We start from the raw sequence: 21,223 nt of genomic DNA, 5'->3' as shown, positions 1-21,223 counted from the left end.
CGCCCCGCGCGCGAGCCGCAGGTGTCAGCTTTCCAGCCAGACGTCCCGTGCCCAGTGCCACACCGACTCCCAGGTTTCTTCGGTGACGAGTTCTTCTTCGGCGCACCACAGCACCACGGTGCCGTCTTCTTCGACGCAGTAGTAGTCGTCGCCGTCCTGGCAGATCGGGATCATGCTGCGGTCAACACCGGCATCCCAGGCGTTGGCCGCCACATCCGGCAGGTAGGTGTGGGACTGCGGGTCGGTGACGGTCACCGGTTCCAGGCTGCCGTACACCACGTCGCTGACAGTTAGCAGGAATTCGCGGAAGACAAACGGGATGTCGATGAACAGCTGTTCCTCGATTTCCACCAGTTGGTCTTCATCAGGCAGTTCCAGAGGAACCGGAACCGGTTCGTTGGCTTCACGCAATTGTTCGATGACTTCTTCCACGGCCGGGATCCTCTTGCTAGATGGCGCGGTTTACAGGGGCGTTTTATACAGTAGCTCGCTATAAGTGCAACCGTGAAATAGAAAACCCCGGAACATGTCCGGGGTTTTGCTTACGGCTTGTTCAAGCGTGTGGCTATCAGCCGTTCTGGCGGATACCGGCGACCAGCCAAGGCTGGTTGTCGCCTTGGGCGCGTTCCATGTTCCAGCTTTCGCTGAACACTTCGCCCTGGTCGAAACGCGAGGTCTTCGACACACCGCTGAACGTCAGGGTGGCGATGGTCTTGTCGGCGCGATCGTCCACACCTTCGAGCTGCACGCGCAGGTCGTCGATGTAGGTCGACTGGAAGCCGTCGCCCAGATCGGCGCGTTCGCGCTTGAGGAACTCGAGCAGTTGCGGGGTCACGAACTCGGAGATTTTATCCATTTCGTTGGCGTCCCAGTGCTGCTGCAGGGACTGGAAGTGGCTGCGGGCCGCTTCGACGAAACGTTCTTCGTTGAACCAGGCCGGCGCATTGATCACCGGGCGGGCAGCAGCAGGTGCGGCCGAACCACCGAAGATCGAACCCATGGCTGGCTTCTGCTCGAACACTTCACGCTGCATCGGCGCGCCGGCTGGAGCCATGTGCTCCTGCTGCTTGCGACGACGGGCGGCGATGAAGCGGAAGATCAGGAAGGCGATGACCGCCATGATCAGGATGTCGAAGATCTGCATGCCCTGGAAGCCGCCGCCCATGAACATGGATGCGAGCAGGCCACCGGCGGCGATACCGGCCAGAGGGCCCAACCAGCGCGAAGCACCGCCGGCCTTGGCGGCTGCGCCTGCAGCACCGGCCGCGCCTGCAGTGGCGGCAGCACCGCCGACGCCGGCGGACGGAGCCATTTGGCTGGTCTGGTGAGTTGGTGCCGAGCCTATGCTTTTGCCGCCACCGAAGCGTTTGGCGTTGGCATCGAGGCTCATCGTCAGGCCAATGCACAGCGCCATGGCGATGCTAAGAAAACGTTTCATAAAGGGAATTCCCATTTGTGGATTGCACGCGCGCCATGTTGCACAGGTGTCGTGACAGTGGCTAGCGACATAATGTTTCGGGCTTTTGCGTAAGACAGAATCCGAAGGGTCTGTAGGACTAGTTACAGATATTGGCCCGCGCGCATCAAAAACAAGGGTGGACGCGAAACCTTCATGCTGAACCGTCCTTCTGTCTGTAGGAGCGAGCTTGCTCGCGAAGATCGCCAACGATAACGCGGGCATCCTGGATGAGACGCGTTGTCTGAGGGTTTTTCGCGAGCAAGCTCGCTCCTACAGGGGGAAGGGGTCAGCGTGTCAGACCGCTTCGAGCTTCGCGTAACCCATCATCAGCCACTTGCTGCCCTCGGCGAAGTTCACCTGCACCCGTGCCTGGGCGCCGGCGCCTTCGAAGTTGAGGATCACCCCTTCGCCGAAGATCGCATGCTTGACCTGCTGGCCAAGGCTGAACGGGGTTTCCGGGATCTCGGAACCAGCAAACAGGCTGCTGGAGTTCTGCTGCTGGCCGCCGCCGAACGGGCGACTGACGCTGTTGGACAGGCGCACTTCCTGGATCAGCCCCTTCGGCACTTCCCGCACGAAGCGCGACACCTTGTTGTAGGTCTCGCTGCCATACAAGCGACGGGTCTCGGCGTAGGTCATCACCAGGTTCTGCATCGCCCGGGTAATGCCCACATAGGCCAGGCGGCGTTCTTCCTCAAGGCGGCCGGGCTCTTCCAGGCTCATCTTGTGGGGGAACAGGCCTTCTTCCATGCCCACCAGGAACACATACGGGAACTCCAGGCCCTTGGCGCTGTGCAAGGTCATCAGCTGGATGCTGTCTTCATGCTCATCGGCCTGGGTATCACCGGCTTCCAGCGACGCATGGCCGAGGAACGCGGCGAGCGGGGTCAGTTCTTCATCGGCCTCGGTGTTTTCAAACGCGCGGGCGGCGCTGACCAGTTCCTCAAGGTTTTCCACCCGGGCCTGGCCTTTCTCGCCTTTTTCCGCTTCGTGATAGGCAATCAGCCCGGACTGCTCGATCACGGTCTGGGTCATCAAATGCAGGGGCATGTCCGCGCACTTGGCCGTCAGGTTCTCGATCAGCTCGACAAACACACCCAACGCCCCGGCAGCACGGCCGGTCAGGCCTTTATTGGCGATCAGCAAGCGCATGGCTTCCCACATCGACACATCGGCGTGGCGCGCATGGTCGCGAATCGCTTCAACGGTTTTTTCGCCGATGCCGCGGGCCGGGATATTGATCACCCGCTCCAGCGCCGCGTCGTTGCCGCGACCTTCCAGCAAACGCAGGTAGGCCATGGCGTTCTTGATTTCGGCGCGCTCGAAGAAGCGCTGGCCGCCGTAAATACGGTACGGGATGCGCTCGCGCAGCAAGGCTTCTTCCAGCACCCGCGATTGGGCGTTGGAACGGTACAGAATCGCGATGTCGCTGCGCGCCAGGCCGGTTTTCAATGCGCTTTCGATGGTTTCCACCACGTAGCGCGCTTCGTCGTGCTCGTTGAACGCCGCGTACAGGTTGATCGCTTCGCCTTCGCCGCCGTCGGTCCACAGCTCTTTGCCCAGGCGCCCGGTGTTATTGGCGATCAAGGCGTTGGCGGCCTTGAGGATCCCGGCGGTGGAGCGGTAGTTCTGCTCCAGGCGGATGGTGACCGCGTCCGGGAAGTCTTCGGAATACTGGTAGATGTTCTCGATTTTCGCGCCGCGCCAGCCGTAGATCGACTGGTCGTCGTCGCCCACCACCATCAGGCTGTCGCCGCCCTTGGCCAGCAGGCGCAACCAGGCGTACTGCACGGCGTTGGTGTCCTGGAACTCGTCGACCAGGATGTGCCGGAAGCGTTTCTGGTAATGGGCCAGCAGGCCGGGGTTATCGCGCCACAGGTCGAGGGCGCGCAGCAGCAGCTCGGAGAAGTCGATCACGCCGGCGCGCACGCAGGCCGCCTCGTAGGCTTCATAAATGCTGCGCATGGTGGCCAGGAACAAATCGCCGCTGGCCTGGATATGTTGCGGGCGCAGGCCTTCGTCTTTCTGGCCGTTGATGAACCATTGGGCCTGGCGCGCCGGCCAACGCTGTTCGTCGAGGCCCAGCTCGCGGATCACGCGCTTGACCAGGCGTTGCTGGTCATCGCTGTCGAGGATCTGGAAGGTCTGGGCCAGACCCGCTTCCTGCCAATGCGCCCGCAGCAGGCGGTGCGCCAGGCCGTGGAAGGTGCCCACCCACATGCCGGCCGGGCTGATGCCCATCAACTGCTCGATGCGGTGACGCATCTCGGCAGCGGCCTTGTTGGTGAAGGTCACCGACAGGATCGAATGCGGGGACGCGTTCTCGACCTGGATCAACCAGGCGATACGGTGTACCAGCACTCGGGTTTTACCGGAGCCAGCACCGGCCAGGACCAACTGACGGCCAACGGGGGCCGCTACGGCCTGGCGTTGGGCATCGTTGAGGGAATTCAGCAAAAGGGAGAGATCATCGCGCATCGGCGCATTCTATGGCCCGCGGGGGAGTGGGGCAAATCCCATTGGCGGATGGCCGACGGAAAACCTGCGGCGCGTGCCGGGGCGGGCACGCGTTCCGGCGGGGCTGATGACTGGTTGGTCATGGGCCACAGGCCGCGCCGCGTCTCGCTCAAGCCGTCTGGCCCCGAGGTTTGCGCGGTACGCCTCGCTGGTTTTTATGACGCGCAGCAGTTTGGCCCGAGCGCTTGCTTGTGTATGCTCCGTCGACGTTTCGGGCTCACCATTATAAGAACACTGCCTATGACCCTCAGCACCGACCTGTTTAGCCCCATGGCGGCGCCCGCGCAGGTTATCCGAAAACACTACGCTACCGAGATGGCGGTCGAACGCACGCGTCTGCTCTACCAGGGTTCGCTGCTGCCGACCTTATTGATGCTGGTCAACGGCCTGGTCTGCGCCTGGTTGATCTGGAACCCCAAACATTACCTGCTCGACAGCATCTGGCTGGTCTGGCTGCTGGCGCTGGTCGCGCTGCGCGTGATCCAGGTGGCCGCCTTCGACTCGGCGATGCCCAGCCGCCAGGCCCAACCGATCTGGCGGCGCATGTTCATGCTCGGCTCGGCGGTCAGCGGCCTGACCCTGGCCATCGCCGCCATCGCCCTGGTGCCGGCGGACAGCTTTACGCAGCAAGCCTGGGTGTTCGGCCTGATCGGTGCGGCGACGTTGTCCGCCAGCGTCGCCTATGCGGTGAGCCTGCCGGCGTTCCTGTCATTCGCGCTGCCGTGCCTGGTGCCGGCCATTGTCTATCTCTTCTGGAACGGCGCCGCGCAGCAACAGGGTTGGGGTGTGCTCGGCCTGATCCTGCTGGCGTCCTTGAGTGTGGTGGCGTGGCAGGTCAACCGCCTGATCCAGCACGGGCTGTTGCGGCGCTTTCAGAACCAGGCGCTGATCGAGCATCTGCAACAGGCACAGCAGCGCAGTGAACAGTTGAATCAGGAACTGGTGCGCGAAGTCGAGCAACGCCGCCAGGTCGAGCAGGAACTGCGCGAAGCGCAAATCGGCCTGCAGGACCGCGTGGCGCAACGCAGCCAGGAACTGGACGCCGCCAGCCTGGCCCTGAATAAAAGCGAAGCGCGCCTGGCGATGGCTCTGCAAGCCAGCGAACTGGGCCTGTGGGACTGGAACCTGCAAACCGACGAAGTCCACCACACCCAGCTCAAGGAACTGTTCGGCCTGGAGCCCGAGTTCGTCACGGCGATGCTCAGCCACCTCAAGCCGCGCCTGCACCCCGACGACTTGCCGCTGCTCAAGCGTGCCCTGGTGGAGCATCTCAAGGGCCGCAGCGAGGACTATCTGGTGGAATACCGGGTGCGCCATGGCGATGGCCACTGGGTGTGGATCGAAGACCGCGGCCGCGCCGTGGAGCGTGCGCCCAGCGGTCGCGTGACGCGCATGCTCGGCACGCGCCGCGACATCAGCGCAAGCAAGGCGCTGGAGGAACAGCAACGCCTGGCCTCGACCGTATTCGAAGCGGCCAGCGAAGGTATTGTGATCCTGGACCCGGACTACGCGCTGCTCGCCGTCAACCAGGCCTTCAGTCGCGTCACCGGCTTTGATATCGACGACATGCTCGGGCGCAATGTGGTGGAGTTGCCGTGCAGCCGCGACGCTCGGCGGCACTTTCCGCTGATCCGCCAGGCGCTGCTCAGTCACGGTACCTGGCAGGGCGAGCTGGTGGAAACGCGCAAGAACGGCGAACTGTACCCGCAGTGGCTGCAACTGAACGTGGTGCGCGATATTCGAGGAAACGTCAGTCATATCGTAGGCTTCTTCGCCGATCTCTCGGCGCGGCGTGAATCCGAGGAGCGCATGCGCTACCTCACGCACTATGACGAATTGACCGGCCTGGCCAACCGCTCGCTGTTTCGCGAGCGGCTGCGCGAAGCGCATCAGCGGGTGCGCCAGGGCGGGCGCAGCCTGGCGTTGCTGCATATCAACCTGGACCGTTTCAAGTTGCTCAACGACAGCCTGGGCCATGATGTCGCCGACCAATTGCTGCAAAAAATGGCGCGACGTTTGATCAATGCCCTGCCCGAGGCCGACACCATCGCGCGTTTGTCCGGGGATGAGTTCGCCGTGCTTTTCGATGCCTACGGCAACCTCTCAAGCCTGGCGCGGGTGGCCACGCGCCTGCTGGCCAAGTTGCGCGTGCCGGTGACGGTGGAAGGGCATGAATTGGTGGTCAGCGCCTCGATGGGCGTCAGCCTGCTTCCGGATAATGCGCGGGAAATTTCGGCGTTGGTTAGCCAGGCGAACATGGCCATGCAACACGCCAAACACCTGGGTGGGAATAATTTCCAGTTCTACACCGACAGTCTGCAAGCCAGCACCCTGGAGCGTTTGCAGCTGGAAAACCAGCTGCGCAAGGCCATCGACGAGCGCCAGCTGTCGGTGTTCTACCAACCGAAATTGTGCCTGGCTAGCGGCAAACTGAACGCCGCCGAGGCGTTGATTCGTTGGGAGCATCCGCAGTGGGGCACGGTGCCGCCAAGCGACTTCATCGGCCTGGCCGAAGAAACCGGCCTGATCGTGCCGTTGGGTGAATTCGTCCTGCGCCAGGCCTGCTGGCAGGCTTGTGAGTGGCAGCGTCAGGGGCTGGCGCCGATACGCGTGTCGGTGAACCTGTCGGTGCATCAACTGCGTCAAGGCAAGCTGGTCAGCCTGGTGCGCCAGGTGCTGGAAGAAACCGGCCTGGACCCGCAATACCTGGAGCTGGAGCTGACCGAAAGCCAGCTGCTCGACAGTGTCGAGCACATCATCGCCACCTTCCAGCAACTGCGCGATCTGGGGGTGAAGTTGGCCATCGACGATTTTGGCACCGGCTATTCGTCTCTCAGTTACCTCAAGCGCATTCCCGTGGACTACGTGAAGATCGACCAGACCTTCATCCGCGGCCTCGGCCAGGGGCGGGAAGACGCGGCCATTACCCGTGCGATCATCGCCATGGCCCACGGTTTGGCGCTCAAGGTGGTGGCCGAAGGCGTGGAAGATCAGCAGCAGCTGGATTTCCTGCGCCGGGAGCGTTGCGATGAGGTGCAGGGCTACTTGATCAGCCGGCCGATGAAGGCCGAAGGGCTGGCAGATTTGTTACGGAAGAATGCGGATTTTTCCTAGAGACGTGCCTTCAGCCTTTGTGGCTACAACTTGGCTGCCCTTAGATTCAAAGGGCAGCAGGGCGATTTAGTGATGCATCGGACGGGCAAAACGGCAATTCTTGTAGTATAACTACAAGCTTGCTACATCCCTGGCGTCTGCCAATAACAAGAGTCCTGTCCTTTGAACCTGTTGCAACATATCGCCCAGTCGCGCCACCTGTTACGCAAATCGGAACTCAAGGTTGCCGACCACGTGCTGCTTGACCCTGCGGCCGTAATGCACAGTTCCATGGCCGACCTGGCCCACAGCGTGGGCATCAGTGAGCCGACCATCGTGCGCTTCTGTCGTGCCATCGGTTGTTCCGGCTTCCAGGACCTGAAACTCAAGCTGGCCCAAAGCCTGGCCGCCGGCGCGAGCTTCGGGCAGTTTGCGATTCACGAAGACGATTCCGTCGCCGACTACAGCCTCAAGATCTTCGACACCACGCTGCACACCCTGATGGAAGTGCGCGAGAAGCTCGACCCGGTGGCGCTGCAAAAGGCCGTGACGGCGATGTCCCAGGCCCAGCGTGTCGAGTTCTACGGGTTTGGCGCGTCGGGTGCGGTGGCGGCCGATGCCCAGCACAAATTCTTCCGACTGCTGCTTACGGCGGCGGCCTACAGCGACCCGCACATGCAGGCGATGTCGGCCGTGACGTTGAAGCCGACCGACGTGGCCATCTGTATTTCCCAGTCCGGCCGCTCCAAGGACTTGCTGATCACCGCCAACCTGGTACGTGAAAGCGGCGCCACGCTGATCACCCTGTGCCCGAGCCAGACGCCGTTGGCGGAACTGTCCACGGTCAACCTGGCGATCGATGTCCACGAAGACACCGAAATCTACACCCCGTTGACCTCGCGCATCGCCCACCTGGTGGTGATCGACGTGCTGGCGATGGGCGTGGCCATGGCGCGCGGGCCGAGCCTGGTCAACCACCTCAAGAGCGTCAAGCGCAGCCTGCGCAGCCTTCGTCTGTCGCCCAAGTCCGTCAAAGCCCTCGACGACTGAGCGCGATACAGCGATCCAAATGTGGGAGGGGGCTTGCTCCCGATAGCGGTGGTTCAGTCGCAGATGCATCGACTGGCACTCTGCCATCGGGAGCAAGCCCCCTCCCACATGTGCATGTCTCACCTGTCCAGAAGATTCATCGTCCTGTCATCCCCGCGCCGCCAAACCGTCATCCCTCGCGCCCATTCTGAACTCCCCGCACTCGCATTGGGAGACTCCAAATGGCCCGGCCCTACGAAGATAGCAACAGCTCCGTCAAGACCCGTCGTCAGCAGGAAGACCAGCGCCGCATGGCGTTCCGTCGCGCAATCGAAGACCGCTGTGATCAACGCCAATTGCTGCAAAGCATCACGGACTACCCGGAACTGCACTGGCAGGCACCCGCGGCTGCCCAGCGAAGCGCTCAGCCAGCGCGCTGATCTGCACCCGCTCGCTGCGGATAAAGCCCAGGAACGCATGGGCCACCGGTGACAGGCGCTTGGCCTTGGCCTGCACCAGGCACCAACTGCGGTACAGCGGCAGCTCTTCCACCGGCAGCTCCTTGAGCCCGCCGGTGGCCAGTTCCAGGTTCAGGGCGTGGCGTGTCAACAAGGCCACGCCCAACCCGGCCAACACGCATTCACGCTGCGCCTCGGCCGAGGCGACTTCCACCGTCTGGCTGAAGTGAACGCGTTTTTCCTTGAAGTACTCCTCGCAAGCCAGCCGCGTGCCGGAACCCGGTTCGCGCAGTAACAGCGTGTAAGGCTCCAGGTCGCGCAGGCGCAGCGCTCCTTGCTGGCTCAAGGGGTGGTCGGGCAGCGCCACGGCGACGATCGGGTTGTTGAGGAACGGCAGGAATTCGAGGCCCATGTCCTGGGGCACCATGGACATGATCACCAAGTCGTCACGGTTGTCCGACAGCCGGCGGATCACCTGGGCGCGGTTGACCACCGTCAGATGCAATTGCACCTCCGGATGCTGGCGCTTGAACGCGGCAAACAGGTGCGGCACGAAGTACTTGGCGCTGGACTCCACCGCCAGTTTCAGTTGGCCTTGCAGCGAGCCCTGCATGTCCGACAGCTGCATATCGAGGTTTTCCAGGCGTCCGAAAATATCGCGGCTGGCCCGTTGCAGCGCTTCGGCCGCCTCGGTCATGTAAAGTTTCTTACCGACGTAGTCGAACAACGGCTGGCCGATCAGCTCTTCCAGCTGACGAATTTGCAGGCTGACGGCCGGCTGGGTGAGGGACATTTCCTCGGCCGCCCGGCTGTAGGAGCGCAAATCACACACCTCATTGAAGATCTGAAGTTGACGTAATGTCAGTCTCATCAATGACTTACGCATTTTTTCAAGCCTCTTGGCGGCGTCCGGTCCGCAAACTATAAGTCTTTACTTATGCATGACCCAATAATTATTGATTTTTGTTAATCCCTCAGCAGGCTTAGTGTGTGCCTCGCGACTGGCTTGAAACATTTAGTCACGCGCCGACCCGAGTCTAGCGGGTCGAAGAACGCAGCAATCGGCTCAAGGGAATTTCCAAGTGATAAAAAAGATCCTGATCGCCAACCGTGGTGAAATTGCCGTGCGAATCGTGCGTGCCTGCGCCGAGATGGGCATTCGCTCGGTCGCGGTCTATTCCGACGCCGACCGCCACGCGTTGCACGTCAAGCGTGCCGACGAGGCCCACAGCATCGGGGCCGAGCCCCTTGCCGGTTACCTGAACCCGCGCAAGCTGGTGAACCTGGCCGTGGAAACCGGTTGCGATGCGTTGCATCCCGGTTACGGTTTCCTCTCGGAAAACGCGGAACTGGCGGACATTTGCGCCGAACGTGGGATTAAATTCATCGGCCCATCCGCGGAAGTGATTCGCCGCATGGGCGACAAGACCGAAGCGCGCCGCAGCATGATCAAGGCCGGCGTACCGGTCACCCCCGGCACCGAAGGCAACGTCGCCGACATCGCCGAAGCCCTCACCGAAGGCGACCGCATCGGTTACCCGGTGATGCTCAAGGCCACCTCCGGTGGCGGCGGTCGCGGCATTCGTCGTTGCAACAGCCGTGAAGAACTCGAACAAGCCTTCCCCCGCGTGATCTCCGAAGCCACCAAGGCCTTCGGTTCGGCGGAAGTGTTCCTGGAAAAATGCATCGTCAACCCCAAGCACATCGAAGCGCAGATCCTCGGTGACAGCTTTGGCAACGTGGTGCATCTGTTCGAGCGCGATTGCTCGATCCAGCGCCGTAACCAGAAGCTCATCGAAATCGCCCCGAGCCCGCAACTGACCCCTGAACAGCGCGCCTACATCGGCGACCTGTCGGTGCGCGCAGCCAAGGCCGTGGGTTACGAAAACGCTGGCACCGTGGAGTTCCTGCTCGCCGAGGGCGAGGTGTACTTCATGGAGATGAACACCCGGGTGCAGGTGGAACACACGATCACCGAAGAAATCACCGGGATCGACATCGTTCGCGAGCAGATCCGCATCGCCTCGGGCCTGCCGCTCTCGGTGAAGCAGGAAGACATCCAGCACCGTGGTTTTGCGTTGCAGTTCCGGATCAACGCTGAAGACCCGAAGAACAACTTCCTGCCCAGCTTCGGCAAGATCACCCGCTATTACGCGCCCGGCGGCCCCGGCGTGCGTACCGACACGGCGATCTACACCGGCTACACCATCCCGCCGTTCTACGATTCCATGTGCCTGAAACTGGTGGTGTGGGCGTTGACCTGGGAAGAAGCCATGGACCGCGGCCTGCGTGCCCTGGATGACATGCGCCTGCAAGGCGTGAAGACCACCGCCGCCTACTACCAGGAAATCCTGCGCAACCCGGAATTCCGCAGCGGCCAGTTCAACACCAGTTTCGTGGAAAGCCACCCTGAGCTGACCAACTACTCGATCAAGCGCAAACCCGAAGAGCTGGCCCTGGCCATCGCCGCCGCCATCGCCGCCCACGCAGGCCTGTGAGGAATATAACAATGAGCAAGAAGATCTTTGTCACCGACACCATCCTGCGCGACGCTCACCAATCGTTGCTGGCCACCCGCATGCGTACTGACGACATGCTGCCGATCTGCGACAAGCTCGACAAAGTCGGCTACTGGTCCCTGGAAGTCTGGGGCGGCGCGACCTTCGACGCCTGCGTGCGCTTTTTGAAAGAAGACCCGTGGGAGCGTCTGCGCAAATTGCGCGCTGCGTTGCCTAACACCCGCCTGCAAATGCTGCTGCGCGGCCAGAACCTGTTGGGCTATCGCCACTACAGCGACGACGTGGTCAAAGCCTTCGTCGCCAAGGCCGCCGTCAACGGTATCGACGTGTTCCGGATCTTCGACGCGATGAACGACGTGCGTAACCTGCGCGTGGCCATCGAAGCGGTCAAGGCCGCCGGCAAACACGCCCAGGGCACCATCGCCTACACCACCAGCCCGGTACACACCATCGACGCGTTTGTGGCCCAGGCCAAGCAAATGGAGTCCATGGGCTGCGACTCGGTGGCGATCAAGGACATGGCCGGCCTGCTCACGCCATACGCCACCGGCGAGCTGGTCAAGGCACTGAAAGCCGAGCAGAGCCTGCCGGTGTTCATCCACTCGCATGACACGGCGGGTTTGGCTGCGATGTGCCAACTCAAGGCCATCGAAAACGGTGCCGAGCACATCGATACCGCGATCTCCAGCTTCGCTTGGGGCACCAGCCACCCGGGCACCGAGTCGATGGTCGCCGCCCTTAAAGGCAGCGAATTCGACACCGGCCTCGACCTGGAACTGCTGCAGGAAATCGGCCTGTACTTCTACGCCGTGCGTAAGAAGTATCACCAGTTCGAAAGCGAATTCACCGCGGTCGACACGCGCGTGCAAGTCAACCAAGTGCCGGGCGGGATGATTTCCAACCTGGCCAACCAGCTCAAAGAGCAGGGCGCACTCAACCGCATGGGCGAAGTGCTGGCTGAAATTCCGCGGGTGCGTGAAGACTTGGGCTTCCCGCCGCTGGTCACCCCGACCTCGCAGATCGTCGGCACCCAGGCGTTCTTCAACGTGCTGGCCGGCGAGCGCTACAAGACCATCACCAACGAAGTGAAGCTCTACCTGCAAGGCGGCTACGGCAAAGCGCCGGGCACGGTGAACGGGCAACTGCGTCGCCAGGCCATCGGCAGCGAAGACGTGATCGACGTGCGCCCGGCCGACCTGCTCAAGCCGGAAATGAACAAGCTGCGCGGCGAAATCGGTGCGTTGGCCAAATCTGAAGAAGACGTGCTGACCTACGCCATGTTCCCGGACATTGGCCGCAAGTTCCTCGAAGAACGCGACGCCGGCACCCTGACTCCGGAAGTGTTGCTGCCGATCCCGGAAGCCGGCGGCGTGGCCCGTGCGGGTGGCGAAGGCGTACCGACCGAGTTCGTCATCGACGTCCACGGCGAAAGCTACCGCGTCGACATCACCGGTGTTGGCGTGAAAGCTGAAGGCAAGCGTCACTTCTACCTGTCCATCGACGGCATGCCCGAAGAAGTGGTGTTCGAACCGCTCAACGAGTTCGTCGGCGGTGGCGGCAGCAAGCGCAAGCAAGCCACCGAGCCAGGCCATGTGAGCACCACGATGCCGGGCAATATCGTCGACGTGCTGGTCAAGCCAGGCGACGTCGTCAAGGCCGGCCAGGCGGTGCTGATCACCGAAGCGATGAAGATGGAAACCGAAGTGCAGGCCGCGATTGCTGGCAAGGTGACCGCCGTTCATGTAGCCAAGGGCGACCGGGTGAACCCTGGCGAAATCCTGATTGAAATCGAAGGCTGATCCAGCCTTCGACACTACCGTTTAATCCTCGGGGGAGCAGGTGCTCCCCTTTTTTTTCGCCCGTAATTTGGCCGGCGCGCGCAGCGTGGGCTCAGAACCGCATTTGCCATTGGCCCATCAGGCCCTGGTTGCGGCTATGGTTGCCTGTTTCGCTGGCGTAGGTCAGGCCCACGGTGTGTTGCGGCGAGAGCGCGAGGTCCAGGCCGGCTCGGACGTTCAGGCTGTCGCGGTCCAGCGACGTGCCCTGGACAGTGAAGCTGTCAATCAGCCCCGGCGCAGCGCGAAAGGATTGGCTGACCCGGCTGTCGACGTCGCCGTACAGGTGTTTCCAACTGGCGCTGAGGTGGGGGGCCAGGCTCATCTGGTTATCGAACCGATACAGCGACGCCAGGCGAAGACCGAAGGTGCTGCTCAGGTTCTGTTGGTTTTGCGAGCCGACGTTCAGCGCGGTCAGGCCACCCCGCTCCTTGAAGCCGTCGCGGTGATAGCGCTGGTAACCGAGGCCGGCGAAGGGTTCCACGCTCAAATCCGCAGTGCCCAATTGGTAGCCCATTTCGGAGAAGACGGTTTGGCTGTTGGCGTTGTAATTGGCCCTGAGCTGCTCGGTGTAATCGAGCAACTTGACGCTGCGCTTGTTCTGCCCGTCATGGCTACTGTAGATCGCTCCCAGGCGCAGGGCCAACGGGCCGTCCTGCCGCACGGCATAGCTGCCCAGGTGCCAGCTGTCGAGGTCGGCGGAAAAACGCGCGGCGTCGAGGTGGCTGCTGGATTTGGCGCCCATCACGCCGACACGCCAGGCGTGGTCCAGCGCCCAATCGGCCCCCAGCAACAGGCCTTGGGTACCATGTTTCAGACCGGCGCTGCCGCCTTTTTTGTCGAGCGTGCCGTCGTTGCCCAGGCTTTGCACCCAGAAGTGGCCAGCGTCGTCGGCGGGCAGGGTGCGCAGGATCGACAACAGTTGGCTGCTCAGTTGCTGCGTGGTGTTCTGGGTCGCGGCGGCGAGGTTGGCGTTCTGGCTGGCGGCCAATTGCTCAAGGGCCGCGCCGATGCCGCCGGGCTGCTTGTCCAGCGCGTCGGCGAATTTTTCCAGGGCTTTGATCTGTTCGGAGGTCAGTTCGCCGGACTCCAGCAACTGAACCAGCGCAGGTTCCAGGGCCTTGGCGAGCTGCAGGCCATTGTGCGTGGTGGCGCGCTGAGTGAGGTAGCCGTCGATGGGTTCGGCTTTTTCAGACGCTGCGTCGGCCCACTCATTATCAAGCGCCTCATAGGGTTGGAAATGGTACGGCCGGTATTCGATATCGCCCCGCGCCTGGGCGTGTTGAAGGCTGGCGGCGCTGATCGCAAGCGCCATGACAAGTGCAAATCGTGGGGGTGTAAAGGGCATGTGATCCCAACCTCTGATGAATGAGGCCGGAAATTTAGCGAGATGGCGGGGCGATAACTGTCAGGCTATCGACCCCTGGTTTGCGGGAGTTGTCTGTAGTGCGGTGCGATTAAAAACGCATCGGGCTTTGTCCGCGACAGGATAAATGGCCATCTCATTTGCATTAAAATGCATTTTTAGATTAATTCTGGCGATACAAATGCATTTTAATGCGTAAATCTGGTCATCTGCTGAGCAGGAAATGCACTATATTGCAGTACGCGTCCCGAACATTGCTTGCCAGGTGCACTTAAATGCAGATGGAAACGACCTACTCTTTGATACTGCAGATTTTCACCGCTGGTCATTGGCGTGACGCTATGCGGTTGGAGTTCTCGGAGCCTGAAAAGGGTTTTGATGGACCTTGCAGGTTTCATTATCGACAGGATTATCTAGTCGATAACCTGGACGCTGTCCGATTGCCTTTTTCCAAATCTGTCAGTGCGCGGTTTCCACTGGAGTGGGATGTTGCGGTTCTCAAGAAAGCGCCTGCTTTTTTGCACGATATTGCACCGGCAGGGGCCGCCAAACGTTCTTTGATGAAACGTATCGGCCATGAGAAGCCGGAGGGCGTCAGTGCCGATTTGTTTCTACTGGGTCGCAGTACGCCGGCCCCCATTGGCCATATGCGGGTCAAGGAATCCGTGCAGGTACTGGACGGTACCGCACCGATTGGTTTCCCTCGTCGGGAAGTGATCAACCGCGATAACAGCTTTCTGGAATATGCCTATGAACAAGGCGCGGCAATCGGCGGGGCAACGGGCGCGGGCGGTGAGGCTCCGAAACTGTTGATGACGCAGAATGCTGATGGTTTGCTGTACCCGGACGCTACCCTGAACGATGCCGAGGTTACCCAACATTGGTTTATCAAGTTCGCACGTAACCAGGCGACCCAGAATGATCAAGACATCCTGAGAAGTGAGTATCACTACTACAGAGCTCTTCAGGCCCTGGGAATAGAGGCGGTGGGTGCCGAAGGGCTAGCATTGGAAGAGGCCACTAAGCCGAGCCTTTGGATGCACCGCTTTGATCGCAAGGTCAGTAACGCCGGTGTCGAACGATTGGCCGTTGAGTCGATTTATTCCTTGGCGGGAGTGACGACGCCTGGCAGTTACATGGATCATCTTGAGGTGATCAGACTGCTGGTGAATCAATGGCGCGCGGTTGGGCAAGAAGAGCAGGTTGCCGATCTGGTTGCGGAGTACCTACGCCGAGACCTGTTGAACAAGGTGTTGGGTAACTCGGATAACCACGGGCGAAATATGTCGATCATCCGAGGTACCGACTCTCTGCGTCTGGCGCCGATTTATGACTTGGCCCCCATGGTGATGGATGCCGAGGGCGTTACCCGAACGACCAAGTGGCCCAAAGCGCTGGAAGTGGCAGGTGATATCAATTGGCGAGGGGTCTGCGATGCACTGGCCGAGATTATTGACCCTGAGCAAAGTTTTGAGCGGCTGCGACAAGACGCCGAACACTTGCGAGCTCTGCCGGACATCTTGGCTGCAGGCGGTTTGCCAGCGGTCACCTTGAACCACCCCAGCGTCCCGTTGGGGAAACTGGACATGCGTCTGAAGCAATGGGGGCTGAAATGACCATTACCCTGGATGCCCGCGCCCTGTTAATCGAACGTGTCGAACAGGGGCTGGCTGACGGTTCCCTTGCAATTGGCGAAGCCGTGCGCCGCCTGCGCACCGAAGTCACTGGCCTGCACCAAAGCCAGTTCGCCAAGATGTGCAAGATTTCCGTGCGTACCCTGGTGCATATCGAACACGGCGAGGGCAATCAAACCCTGAAATCGCTGAACGCCGTGTTCCGCCCCTTTGGCTTACAGATGGGCGTGGTCAAGGTGCGTCGCGAGTGGGATGACTGAGTCCTCACCCCCGTCGCACATACCCCTTGCCGTAATGCCGCTCCATGCGCGCCTGGATCAGTTCCAGGCCGAGGGACATCACCCAGTAGATGATCGCCGCCGTGGTGAGCATTTCGATGTAGCGATAGCTGGAGCGGCCGTAGGATTGCGCGAGGAACATCACTTCCCACACGCCCATCACCGAGATCAGGGAGGAGTCCTTGAGCATCGAGATGAACTGGTTGGTGGCGGGCGGGACGATGGTACGCATGGCCTGGGGCAGGGTGACGTGCCAGAAGATCGCACTGTCGCGCATGCCCAGGGCCAGGGCGGCTTCCCGTTGGCCGTGGGGCACGCCGAGGATGCCGGCGCGGAAGATTTCGCTCAGGTAGGCGCCGTAGTTCAGCGACAGCGCGATGATCCCGGCGACGATGGCCCCCGGCACCAGGCCCAGTTGCGGCAGGCCCAGATAGATCAGCAGGATCTGGATCAGCAGCGGTGTGCCACGGAAGAATGAGGCATAGAAACTCGCGACGCCAAAGGCCACCGCGCTTTTCGACAGGCGCCCCAGGGCGGTGATAAAGCCCAGTATCGATGACGCCACGATCGAGCACAGGCACAGGAACACCGTCAGCGCCGCGCCTTGCAGAAACCCGTTGGGCGCCAGATGCACGCCGACCAGATTGGGCAGCTTGTCGAGGATGATCGAGAACTTCAGGTCAAAGCTCAGGAAGAAGCTGGCGAACAGGCAGAACAGCGCGGCCCAGGTCAGGTACAGGCGCGTGCGAAAACCGAAGAATCGTTGTAGCCGCGACGCGCTGATCGGTGGTTTGGGTGGGGTGGGGAACGCGGTCATTGGCTGATGTCGGCGCCGATCCATTTTTGCGACAGCTTGCTCAAGGTGCCGTCCTGTTTCAACTGCGCGAAGACTTCACGCACTTTGCTGTCCCACTGCGGGTCGCCTTTTTCGATGGCCACCGAGTTGGGCTCGGCGTACAGCGCTTCGCCGGCCAGCTTGAAGCGCTTGTCCTGGCTCAGGCGCGGTTGGGCGGTGACCAGGTTGGTGAGGATCGCATCCAGGCGCACGCCGGCGCCCAGGCCCAGGTCCTGGAAGGCCACGTTGTCGGTGTCGTAGGGGGCAATCTGCACGTTCTCGAACGGGTACTGCAGTTGGGTGTCTTCGGCGCCTTCGATCACCAGGTTTTTGTTCAGGTAGCTCTCGTAGCTGGAGGCGCTGGTGAGGCCGACTTTCTTGCCGCTCAGGTCCTTGGCGCCGTGGATGCGCTCATCCTTGGCATTGACCACGATCACCGCAGGCGAGGCGTAGTACTCCACGGGGAAGTCGAACACTTCGGCGCGGGCCTTGCTTGGGGTCATCGAGCAGATGCAGATGTCGTAGCGCCCGCTCCAGCGGCCGGCGGCGATCACGTCCCAGGACGGGGTTTCCAGGCGCAGTTTGACCCCGAGTTTTTGCGCGACGGCCTTGGCCACGTCGACGTCGAAACCGTCGAGCTGGTTCTGCTCGTTGAGGAACGAGAAAGGCGGATAGCTTTCCATCAGCACGCCGACCAATTCGTGGTTTTGCTCAACCCGGTCCAGGGTTGCACCGCCGAAGGCTTGGGTGGAGGCAGCCAGCATGGTCAGGCCCAGGGCCAGTAGCGGTTTGAGTTTCAAGAGAGGCACCCGAATAAAAAAAGAAGTTGTTATGAAGCGAATTTACCGTATTAAATAGTTATAAGAGCGACTCTCATAGTGAGTTATTTTCATAAGCTTATGAGTAAAAAGCATATGGCCGCAGTACGCACAGTAATTCTCGATGGTGGCATGGGCCGCGAACTGCAACGTCGCGGCGCGCCGTTCCGACAGCCGGAGTGGTCGGCGCTGGCGTTGAGCGAAGCGCCGCAGGCGGTGGAAGCGGTACACGCGGCTTACATCCAGGCCGGTGCCGACGTGATCACCAGCAACAGCTATGCCGTCGTACCGTTTCATATCGGCGAAGCGCGGTTTGCCGCCGAGGGCCAGGCCCTGGCGGCGTTGGCCGGTGAATTGGCGCGGCGCGCGGTGGTGGCGTCCGGCCAAGCAGTGCGCGTGGCCGGTTCCCTGCCGCCGCTGTTCGGCTCGTATCGGCCTGACCTGTTCGAGGCCGACCGGGTCAGCGAACTGCTGACGCCCCTGGTGACCGGCCTGGCGCCTTATGTCGACCTATGGTTGGCAGAAACCCAGAGTTCGATCGTCGAGGCGCGGGCCATTCATGCCGGTCTGCCGGCGGACGGCAAACCGTTCTGGCTGTCGTTTACCCTGAAGGACGAAGACACCGACGAGGTGCCGCGCCTGCGTTCCGGCGAGCCGGTGGCCGAGGCGGCCGAAGCGGCTGCGCAACTGGGCGTGCAGGTGTTGTTGTTCAACTGCAGCCAGCCGGAGGTGATCGGCGCGGCGATTGATGCGGCCCGCCAGACCTTCGAGCGCCTGGGGGTGGCGATCCAGATCGGCGCCTATGCCAACGCCTTCCCGCCACAGCCCAAGGAGGCCACGGCCAACGACGGCCTCGACCCGTTGCGCGACGACCTCGACCCGCCGGGCTACCTGCAATGGGCTGCCGATTGGCAGAAGCGCGGCGCCAGCCATTTGGGCGGTTGCTGCGGGATCGGACCGGAGCATATTGCGGTGTTGGCCGAGCAGCTTGCCGACTGACACCCAGTGCGGATTGCACTGACGATCGAGTGTGGGAGGGAGCTTGCTCCCGTGGCGGCCTGTGGGCCGACCCTTCGCTCGGGTTGGAATGAGTACATATCCATTATTCAGATGACGGCCGCTATGGGTTCCGCCCTTACGGCGGCTCACTTTTGAAAAGCGCAAAAGTAAGCAAAACGCTCTTGCCCCACCACTCGGTGCCTCGCTTAGGCTCGGCATGCCCGAACGCAGGCTTGAATCCGTGGGCCGCCGTCATGGGCCATCCCTGGCCCAGGACGGCTAACCCGGCGTCCTGCCGGGTTGCCCACGGATTCAAGCCTGCGTTCGGCCAGCGTGGTTAACGGGGCGCCTAAGATCAAAATCAAAAACAGAGCAAAAACAGAGCAACAGCTCGCGATACGACCGGGGTTTTCAGCGTCATCGGATGTGTAGATACCTACGCCGCGATAGCGGTAGACCAGTCGAAAATCAATCTCGACTGACCCACCGCCTCGCGGGCAAGCCCGCTCTCATATTCTGGTGCTGCGCTGTCTGTGGGATTTAGGCGCGACACTCCGCCAGGCTTTTCAATTGGCCTGAACCTGCCTGATTGGCTTCCGACAGCCAGTGCTCAAACCCTGCCCCGATCGGCGGCCATTCCGAGTCCAGAATCGAATACCACGCCGTGTCCCGGTTCTGCCCCTTGACCACCATGTGCTGGCGGAACACCCCTTCAAAACTGAACCCCAGGCGCTCGGCGGCGTATTTGGAGCGGGCATTGCCGTTATTGCATTTCCACTCCAGGCGGCGGTAGCCCAGTTCGAAAGCATGCTTGGCCAACAGATACACGGCCTCGGTGCTTTTCGGCGAGCGCTGCATCGGCGCGCCGAAGGTGACGTGGCCGATTTCGATGCGCCCGTGGGCCGGGACGATGGACATCAGGCTGAGGATGCCCTGCACATCGCCGCTGGCGCGGTCGATCACGCTGAAGAAATACGGCTCGTTGTGCTGGGCATGGTTGTTCAGCCAGGCATCGAACGCGGTGCGGTCGCTGAACGGGCCATACGGCAAATAGTCCCACAGCTTGGGGTCGGCGCCGGGGCCTTCGAGGGCTTGCCACAGACCGTCGGCGTGGCGCGCCGGGTCGAGTTTTTCCAGGCGGATGAAACGCCCTTCGAGCAGTTGGACCGTGGGCGCCGGGGCACCTTGCCAGTCGGCGAGAGAGGTGGACATGCTGCGCTCCTTAAAGACCTTTGCAAAATTGGATGAAACCAGGGCGTTCGGCGATGCGTTCGTACAGTTGGATCGCGGTGGCATTGGTCTCGTGGGTCAGCCAATGGACCTCGCAGCAGCCGTCGGCTTTGGCCGTGGCATAGACGTGTTCGATCAATTTGCGGCCCACGCCGCCGCCGCGCTGGGCCGGCGCCACCAGCAGGTCTTGCAGGTAGCAGGAGTTTTCAATGCTCCAGTTGGAGCGATGGTAGATGAAGTTGACCATGCCTACCGCTTTGCCGTCCTGCCAGGCGAGCGCGGAGTGGGTCGGCTCATGGGCGTCGATCAGGCGTTGCCAGGTGCTCTGGCTGACGGCGTCTGGCAGTTCGGTGTTGTAGAACTGCAAGTACGCGTGCCACAGCGCCAGCCAGGCGGCGTGGTCTGCGGCGGTGACGGGGCGGATGTCGATCGGGCTCATTCTGGGGCTCCTTGGGGAATGAAACGGGCGAGGGTCTGGTCGCGCACGTCGAGGCTGGTGGCCAGCCCCTCGCGCACGCCCTGGATGTCGGCGGCACTGCGGTTCTGGCTGAGTTTGCGTTTGCCGATCAGACGTTCGATGGGCAAGGCGAAACCGACGATGGCCTTGAGCATGCCTTCAATGTAGTCGGCCGGGGCGTCGCTGACCTTCCAGGGCTGGGCGCGGCGGCCTTCGTGGCGGTCGGTGAGGGCGCTGACCACGCCGCGCAGGCGCTCGGCGTCGGTAAACACGTCGGCCGTGCCGTAGGCATGCACGGCCAGGTAGTTCCAGGTGGGCACCACTTTGCCGTGCTCGGCCTTGCTCGGGTAAAACGCCGGGCTGACATAGGCGTCGGCCCCGGCAAAGATCACCAGCGCTTCGCCGCCGTTCTGCAGGTCGTGCCACTGCGGGTTGGCCTTGGCCATGTGGCCGTAGAGCGTACCGTTCGGGCCTTCGTTGGGGTTGAGCAGCAGTGGCAGGTGGCTGGCTAGCAGGCCGTGTTCACCCACGGTCACCACCTGCGCCAGACGCGTGTGCTGGATCAGTTGCTGCAGTTCGGGCAAATCGTCGAGGGCAAAGGCGCGTGGTGTGTACATAAAAGTATTCCTTGGCGAATGCCTGCATCCTAGGCAGGCTAATGGTTCGTTGTAAGAGCCATCTATGACCCATTTCATG

18 protein-coding genes are annotated in these 21,223 nt (G+C 61.7%); 8 read left to right on the top strand and 10 right to left on the bottom strand.

Annotation, left to right across the window (positions count from 1 at the left end; genetic code table 11):
* Positions 1-24: 24 nt before the first annotated feature.
* The 3 genes from JN756_RS31775 to uvrD form a co-directional block, all read right to left on the bottom strand.
* Entirely contained in the window at positions 25-432 is a 408-nt protein-coding gene (locus JN756_RS31775; protein WP_046381602.1) for an SMI1/KNR4 family protein, read from the bottom strand.
* Positions 433-568: 136 nt separating this feature from the next.
* On the bottom strand, positions 569-1,438 hold the full coding sequence (locus JN756_RS31770; RefSeq protein WP_017850035.1) for a Tim44 domain-containing protein: 870 nt from the start codon (positions 1,436-1,438) through the stop codon (positions 569-571).
* 315 nt (positions 1,439-1,753) lie between these two features.
* On the bottom strand, positions 1,754-3,937 hold the full coding sequence (uvrD, locus tag JN756_RS31765) for a DNA helicase II (protein WP_057005204.1): 2,184 nt from the start codon (positions 3,935-3,937) through the stop codon (positions 1,754-1,756).
* A 279-nt stretch (positions 3,938-4,216) separates the two neighbouring features.
* On the opposite strand from uvrD, the gene JN756_RS31760 reads away from it, so the two are divergent.
* From JN756_RS31760 to JN756_RS31750, 3 genes are all read left to right on the top strand, one after another.
* Complete coding sequence (locus JN756_RS31760) at positions 4,217-7,090, top strand: EAL domain-containing protein (RefSeq protein ID WP_017850033.1); 2,874 nt, start codon at positions 4,217-4,219, stop codon at positions 7,088-7,090.
* Positions 7,091-7,252: 162 nt separating this feature from the next.
* The gene (hexR, locus tag JN756_RS31755; protein ID WP_017850032.1) at positions 7,253-8,119 is read left to right on the top strand and encodes a transcriptional regulator HexR; all 867 of its coding nucleotides are present in this window, start codon (positions 7,253-7,255) and stop codon (positions 8,117-8,119) included.
* 221 nt (positions 8,120-8,340) lie between these two features.
* The gene (locus tag JN756_RS31750) at positions 8,341-8,538 is read left to right on the top strand and encodes a PA3496 family putative envelope integrity protein (protein ID WP_079444958.1); all 198 of its coding nucleotides are present in this window, start codon (positions 8,341-8,343) and stop codon (positions 8,536-8,538) included.
* Here the strand turns inward: JN756_RS31750 and JN756_RS31745 are convergent.
* Entirely contained in the window at positions 8,468-9,442 is a 975-nt protein-coding gene (locus JN756_RS31745) for a LysR family transcriptional regulator (RefSeq protein WP_017850031.1), read from the bottom strand. The genes JN756_RS31750 and JN756_RS31745 overlap by 71 nt on opposite strands.
* 196 nt (positions 9,443-9,638) lie before the next feature.
* Between JN756_RS31745 and JN756_RS31740 the strand changes: the two genes are divergently transcribed.
* Together JN756_RS31740 and oadA are read left to right on the top strand one after the other, a co-directional pair.
* Positions 9,639-11,054 carry an acetyl-CoA carboxylase biotin carboxylase subunit gene (locus JN756_RS31740; RefSeq protein WP_003213442.1) on the top strand — a complete coding sequence of 472 codons (1,416 nt, stop codon included), beginning with the start codon at positions 9,639-9,641 and terminating at the stop codon, positions 11,052-11,054.
* 11 nt (positions 11,055-11,065) lie between these two features.
* A complete protein-coding gene (gene oadA / locus JN756_RS31735; RefSeq protein ID WP_046381604.1) occupies positions 11,066-12,874 on the top strand; it encodes a sodium-extruding oxaloacetate decarboxylase subunit alpha in 1,809 nt (602 codons plus the stop codon).
* A gap of 91 nt (positions 12,875-12,965) precedes the next feature.
* Here the strand turns inward: oadA and JN756_RS31730 are convergent, their stop codons facing one another.
* Complete coding sequence (locus JN756_RS31730; RefSeq protein ID WP_026140406.1) at positions 12,966-14,258, bottom strand: autotransporter outer membrane beta-barrel domain-containing protein; 1,293 nt, start codon at positions 14,256-14,258, stop codon at positions 12,966-12,968.
* A 293-nt stretch (positions 14,259-14,551) separates the two neighbouring features.
* Here JN756_RS31730 and JN756_RS31725 point away from each other — a divergent pair, with 293 nt between their 5' ends.
* Positions 14,552-15,892 carry a type II toxin-antitoxin system HipA family toxin gene (locus tag JN756_RS31725; RefSeq protein ID WP_128192118.1) on the top strand — a complete coding sequence of 447 codons (1,341 nt, stop codon included), beginning with the start codon at positions 14,552-14,554 and terminating at the stop codon, positions 15,890-15,892.
* Positions 15,889-16,170 (top strand): helix-turn-helix domain-containing protein, encoded by a 282-nt coding sequence (locus tag JN756_RS31720; RefSeq protein ID WP_017850027.1) that lies wholly within the window; start codon positions 15,889-15,891, stop codon positions 16,168-16,170. Before JN756_RS31725 ends, JN756_RS31720 begins: the two co-directional genes overlap by 4 nt.
* Positions 16,171-16,174: 4 nt before the next feature.
* Here the strand turns inward: JN756_RS31720 and JN756_RS31715 are convergent, their stop codons facing one another.
* Positions 16,175-17,005, bottom strand: coding sequence for an amino acid ABC transporter permease (locus tag JN756_RS31715; RefSeq protein ID WP_057005205.1), 831 nt, complete (start codon positions 17,003-17,005; stop codon positions 16,175-16,177).
* Positions 17,002-17,823: an ABC transporter substrate-binding protein gene (locus JN756_RS31710; RefSeq protein WP_017850025.1), complete on the bottom strand. Its 822-nt coding sequence runs from the start codon at positions 17,821-17,823 to the stop codon at positions 17,002-17,004. Before JN756_RS31710 ends, JN756_RS31715 begins: the two co-directional genes overlap by 4 nt.
* Positions 17,824-17,937: 114 nt before the next feature.
* Between JN756_RS31710 and JN756_RS31705 the strand changes: the two genes are divergently transcribed.
* Complete coding sequence (locus JN756_RS31705) at positions 17,938-18,840, top strand: homocysteine S-methyltransferase family protein (protein ID WP_026140405.1); 903 nt, start codon at positions 17,938-17,940, stop codon at positions 18,838-18,840.
* A 540-nt stretch (positions 18,841-19,380) separates the two neighbouring features.
* Here JN756_RS31705 and JN756_RS31700 read toward each other — a convergent pair.
* From JN756_RS31700 to JN756_RS31690, 3 genes are read right to left on the bottom strand one after another with little or no spacing between them, the layout of a single operon-like run.
* Positions 19,381-20,052 carry a GNAT family N-acetyltransferase gene (locus JN756_RS31700; protein WP_017850023.1) on the bottom strand — a complete coding sequence of 224 codons (672 nt, stop codon included), beginning with the start codon at positions 20,050-20,052 and terminating at the stop codon, positions 19,381-19,383.
* 10 nt (positions 20,053-20,062) lie between these two features.
* Positions 20,063-20,509, bottom strand: a complete 447-nt coding sequence (locus JN756_RS31695) for a GNAT family N-acetyltransferase (protein WP_108525809.1) — start codon at positions 20,507-20,509, stop codon at positions 20,063-20,065.
* Positions 20,506-21,144, bottom strand: coding sequence for an FMN-binding negative transcriptional regulator (locus JN756_RS31690; RefSeq protein ID WP_108525811.1), 639 nt, complete (start codon positions 21,142-21,144; stop codon positions 20,506-20,508). The genes JN756_RS31695 and JN756_RS31690 overlap by 4 nt, the downstream gene beginning before the upstream one ends.
* Positions 21,145-21,223 lie beyond the last annotated feature (79 nt).

The organism is Pseudomonas sp. Y39-6, assembly GCF_023651955.1.
GTDB lineage: Bacteria > Pseudomonadota > Gammaproteobacteria > Pseudomonadales > Pseudomonadaceae > Aquipseudomonas > Aquipseudomonas veronii.
The sequence above is the reverse complement of the archived record's forward strand: the minus strand, read 5'-3'. Positions and strand labels throughout refer to the sequence as shown.

Bases quoted from the DNA above. Each gene is read 5' to 3' on its own strand.
- JN756_RS31720 (WP_017850027.1), top strand. From the start codon at position 15,889: ATGACCATTACCCTGGATGCCCGCGCCCTGTTAATCGAACGTGTCGAA.
- JN756_RS31745 (WP_017850031.1), bottom strand. From the start codon at position 9,442: ATGCGTAAGTCATTGATGAGACTGACATTACGTCAACTTCAGATCTTC.
- JN756_RS31700 (WP_017850023.1), bottom strand. From the start codon at position 20,052: ATGTCCACCTCTCTCGCCGACTGGCAAGGTGCCCCGGCGCCCACGGTC.
- JN756_RS31695 (WP_108525809.1), bottom strand. From the start codon at position 20,509: ATGAGCCCGATCGACATCCGCCCCGTCACCGCCGCAGACCACGCCGCC.
- JN756_RS31705 (WP_026140405.1), top strand. From the start codon at position 17,938: ATGGCCGCAGTACGCACAGTAATTCTCGATGGTGGCATGGGCCGCGAA.
- JN756_RS31725 (WP_128192118.1), top strand. From the start codon at position 14,552: ATGCAGATGGAAACGACCTACTCTTTGATACTGCAGATTTTCACCGCT.
- oadA (WP_046381604.1), top strand. From the start codon at position 11,066: ATGAGCAAGAAGATCTTTGTCACCGACACCATCCTGCGCGACGCTCAC.
- JN756_RS31770 (WP_017850035.1), bottom strand. From the start codon at position 1,438: ATGAAACGTTTTCTTAGCATCGCCATGGCGCTGTGCATTGGCCTGACG.
- JN756_RS31690 (WP_108525811.1), bottom strand. From the start codon at position 21,144: ATGTACACACCACGCGCCTTTGCCCTCGACGATTTGCCCGAACTGCAG.
- JN756_RS31750 (WP_079444958.1), top strand. From the start codon at position 8,341: ATGGCCCGGCCCTACGAAGATAGCAACAGCTCCGTCAAGACCCGTCGT.
- uvrD (WP_057005204.1), bottom strand. From the start codon at position 3,937: ATGCGCGATGATCTCTCCCTTTTGCTGAATTCCCTCAACGATGCCCAA.
- JN756_RS31760 (WP_017850033.1), top strand. From the start codon at position 4,217: ATGACCCTCAGCACCGACCTGTTTAGCCCCATGGCGGCGCCCGCGCAG.
- JN756_RS31715 (WP_057005205.1), bottom strand. From the start codon at position 17,005: ATGACCGCGTTCCCCACCCCACCCAAACCACCGATCAGCGCGTCGCGG.
- JN756_RS31730 (WP_026140406.1), bottom strand. From the start codon at position 14,258: ATGCCCTTTACACCCCCACGATTTGCACTTGTCATGGCGCTTGCGATC.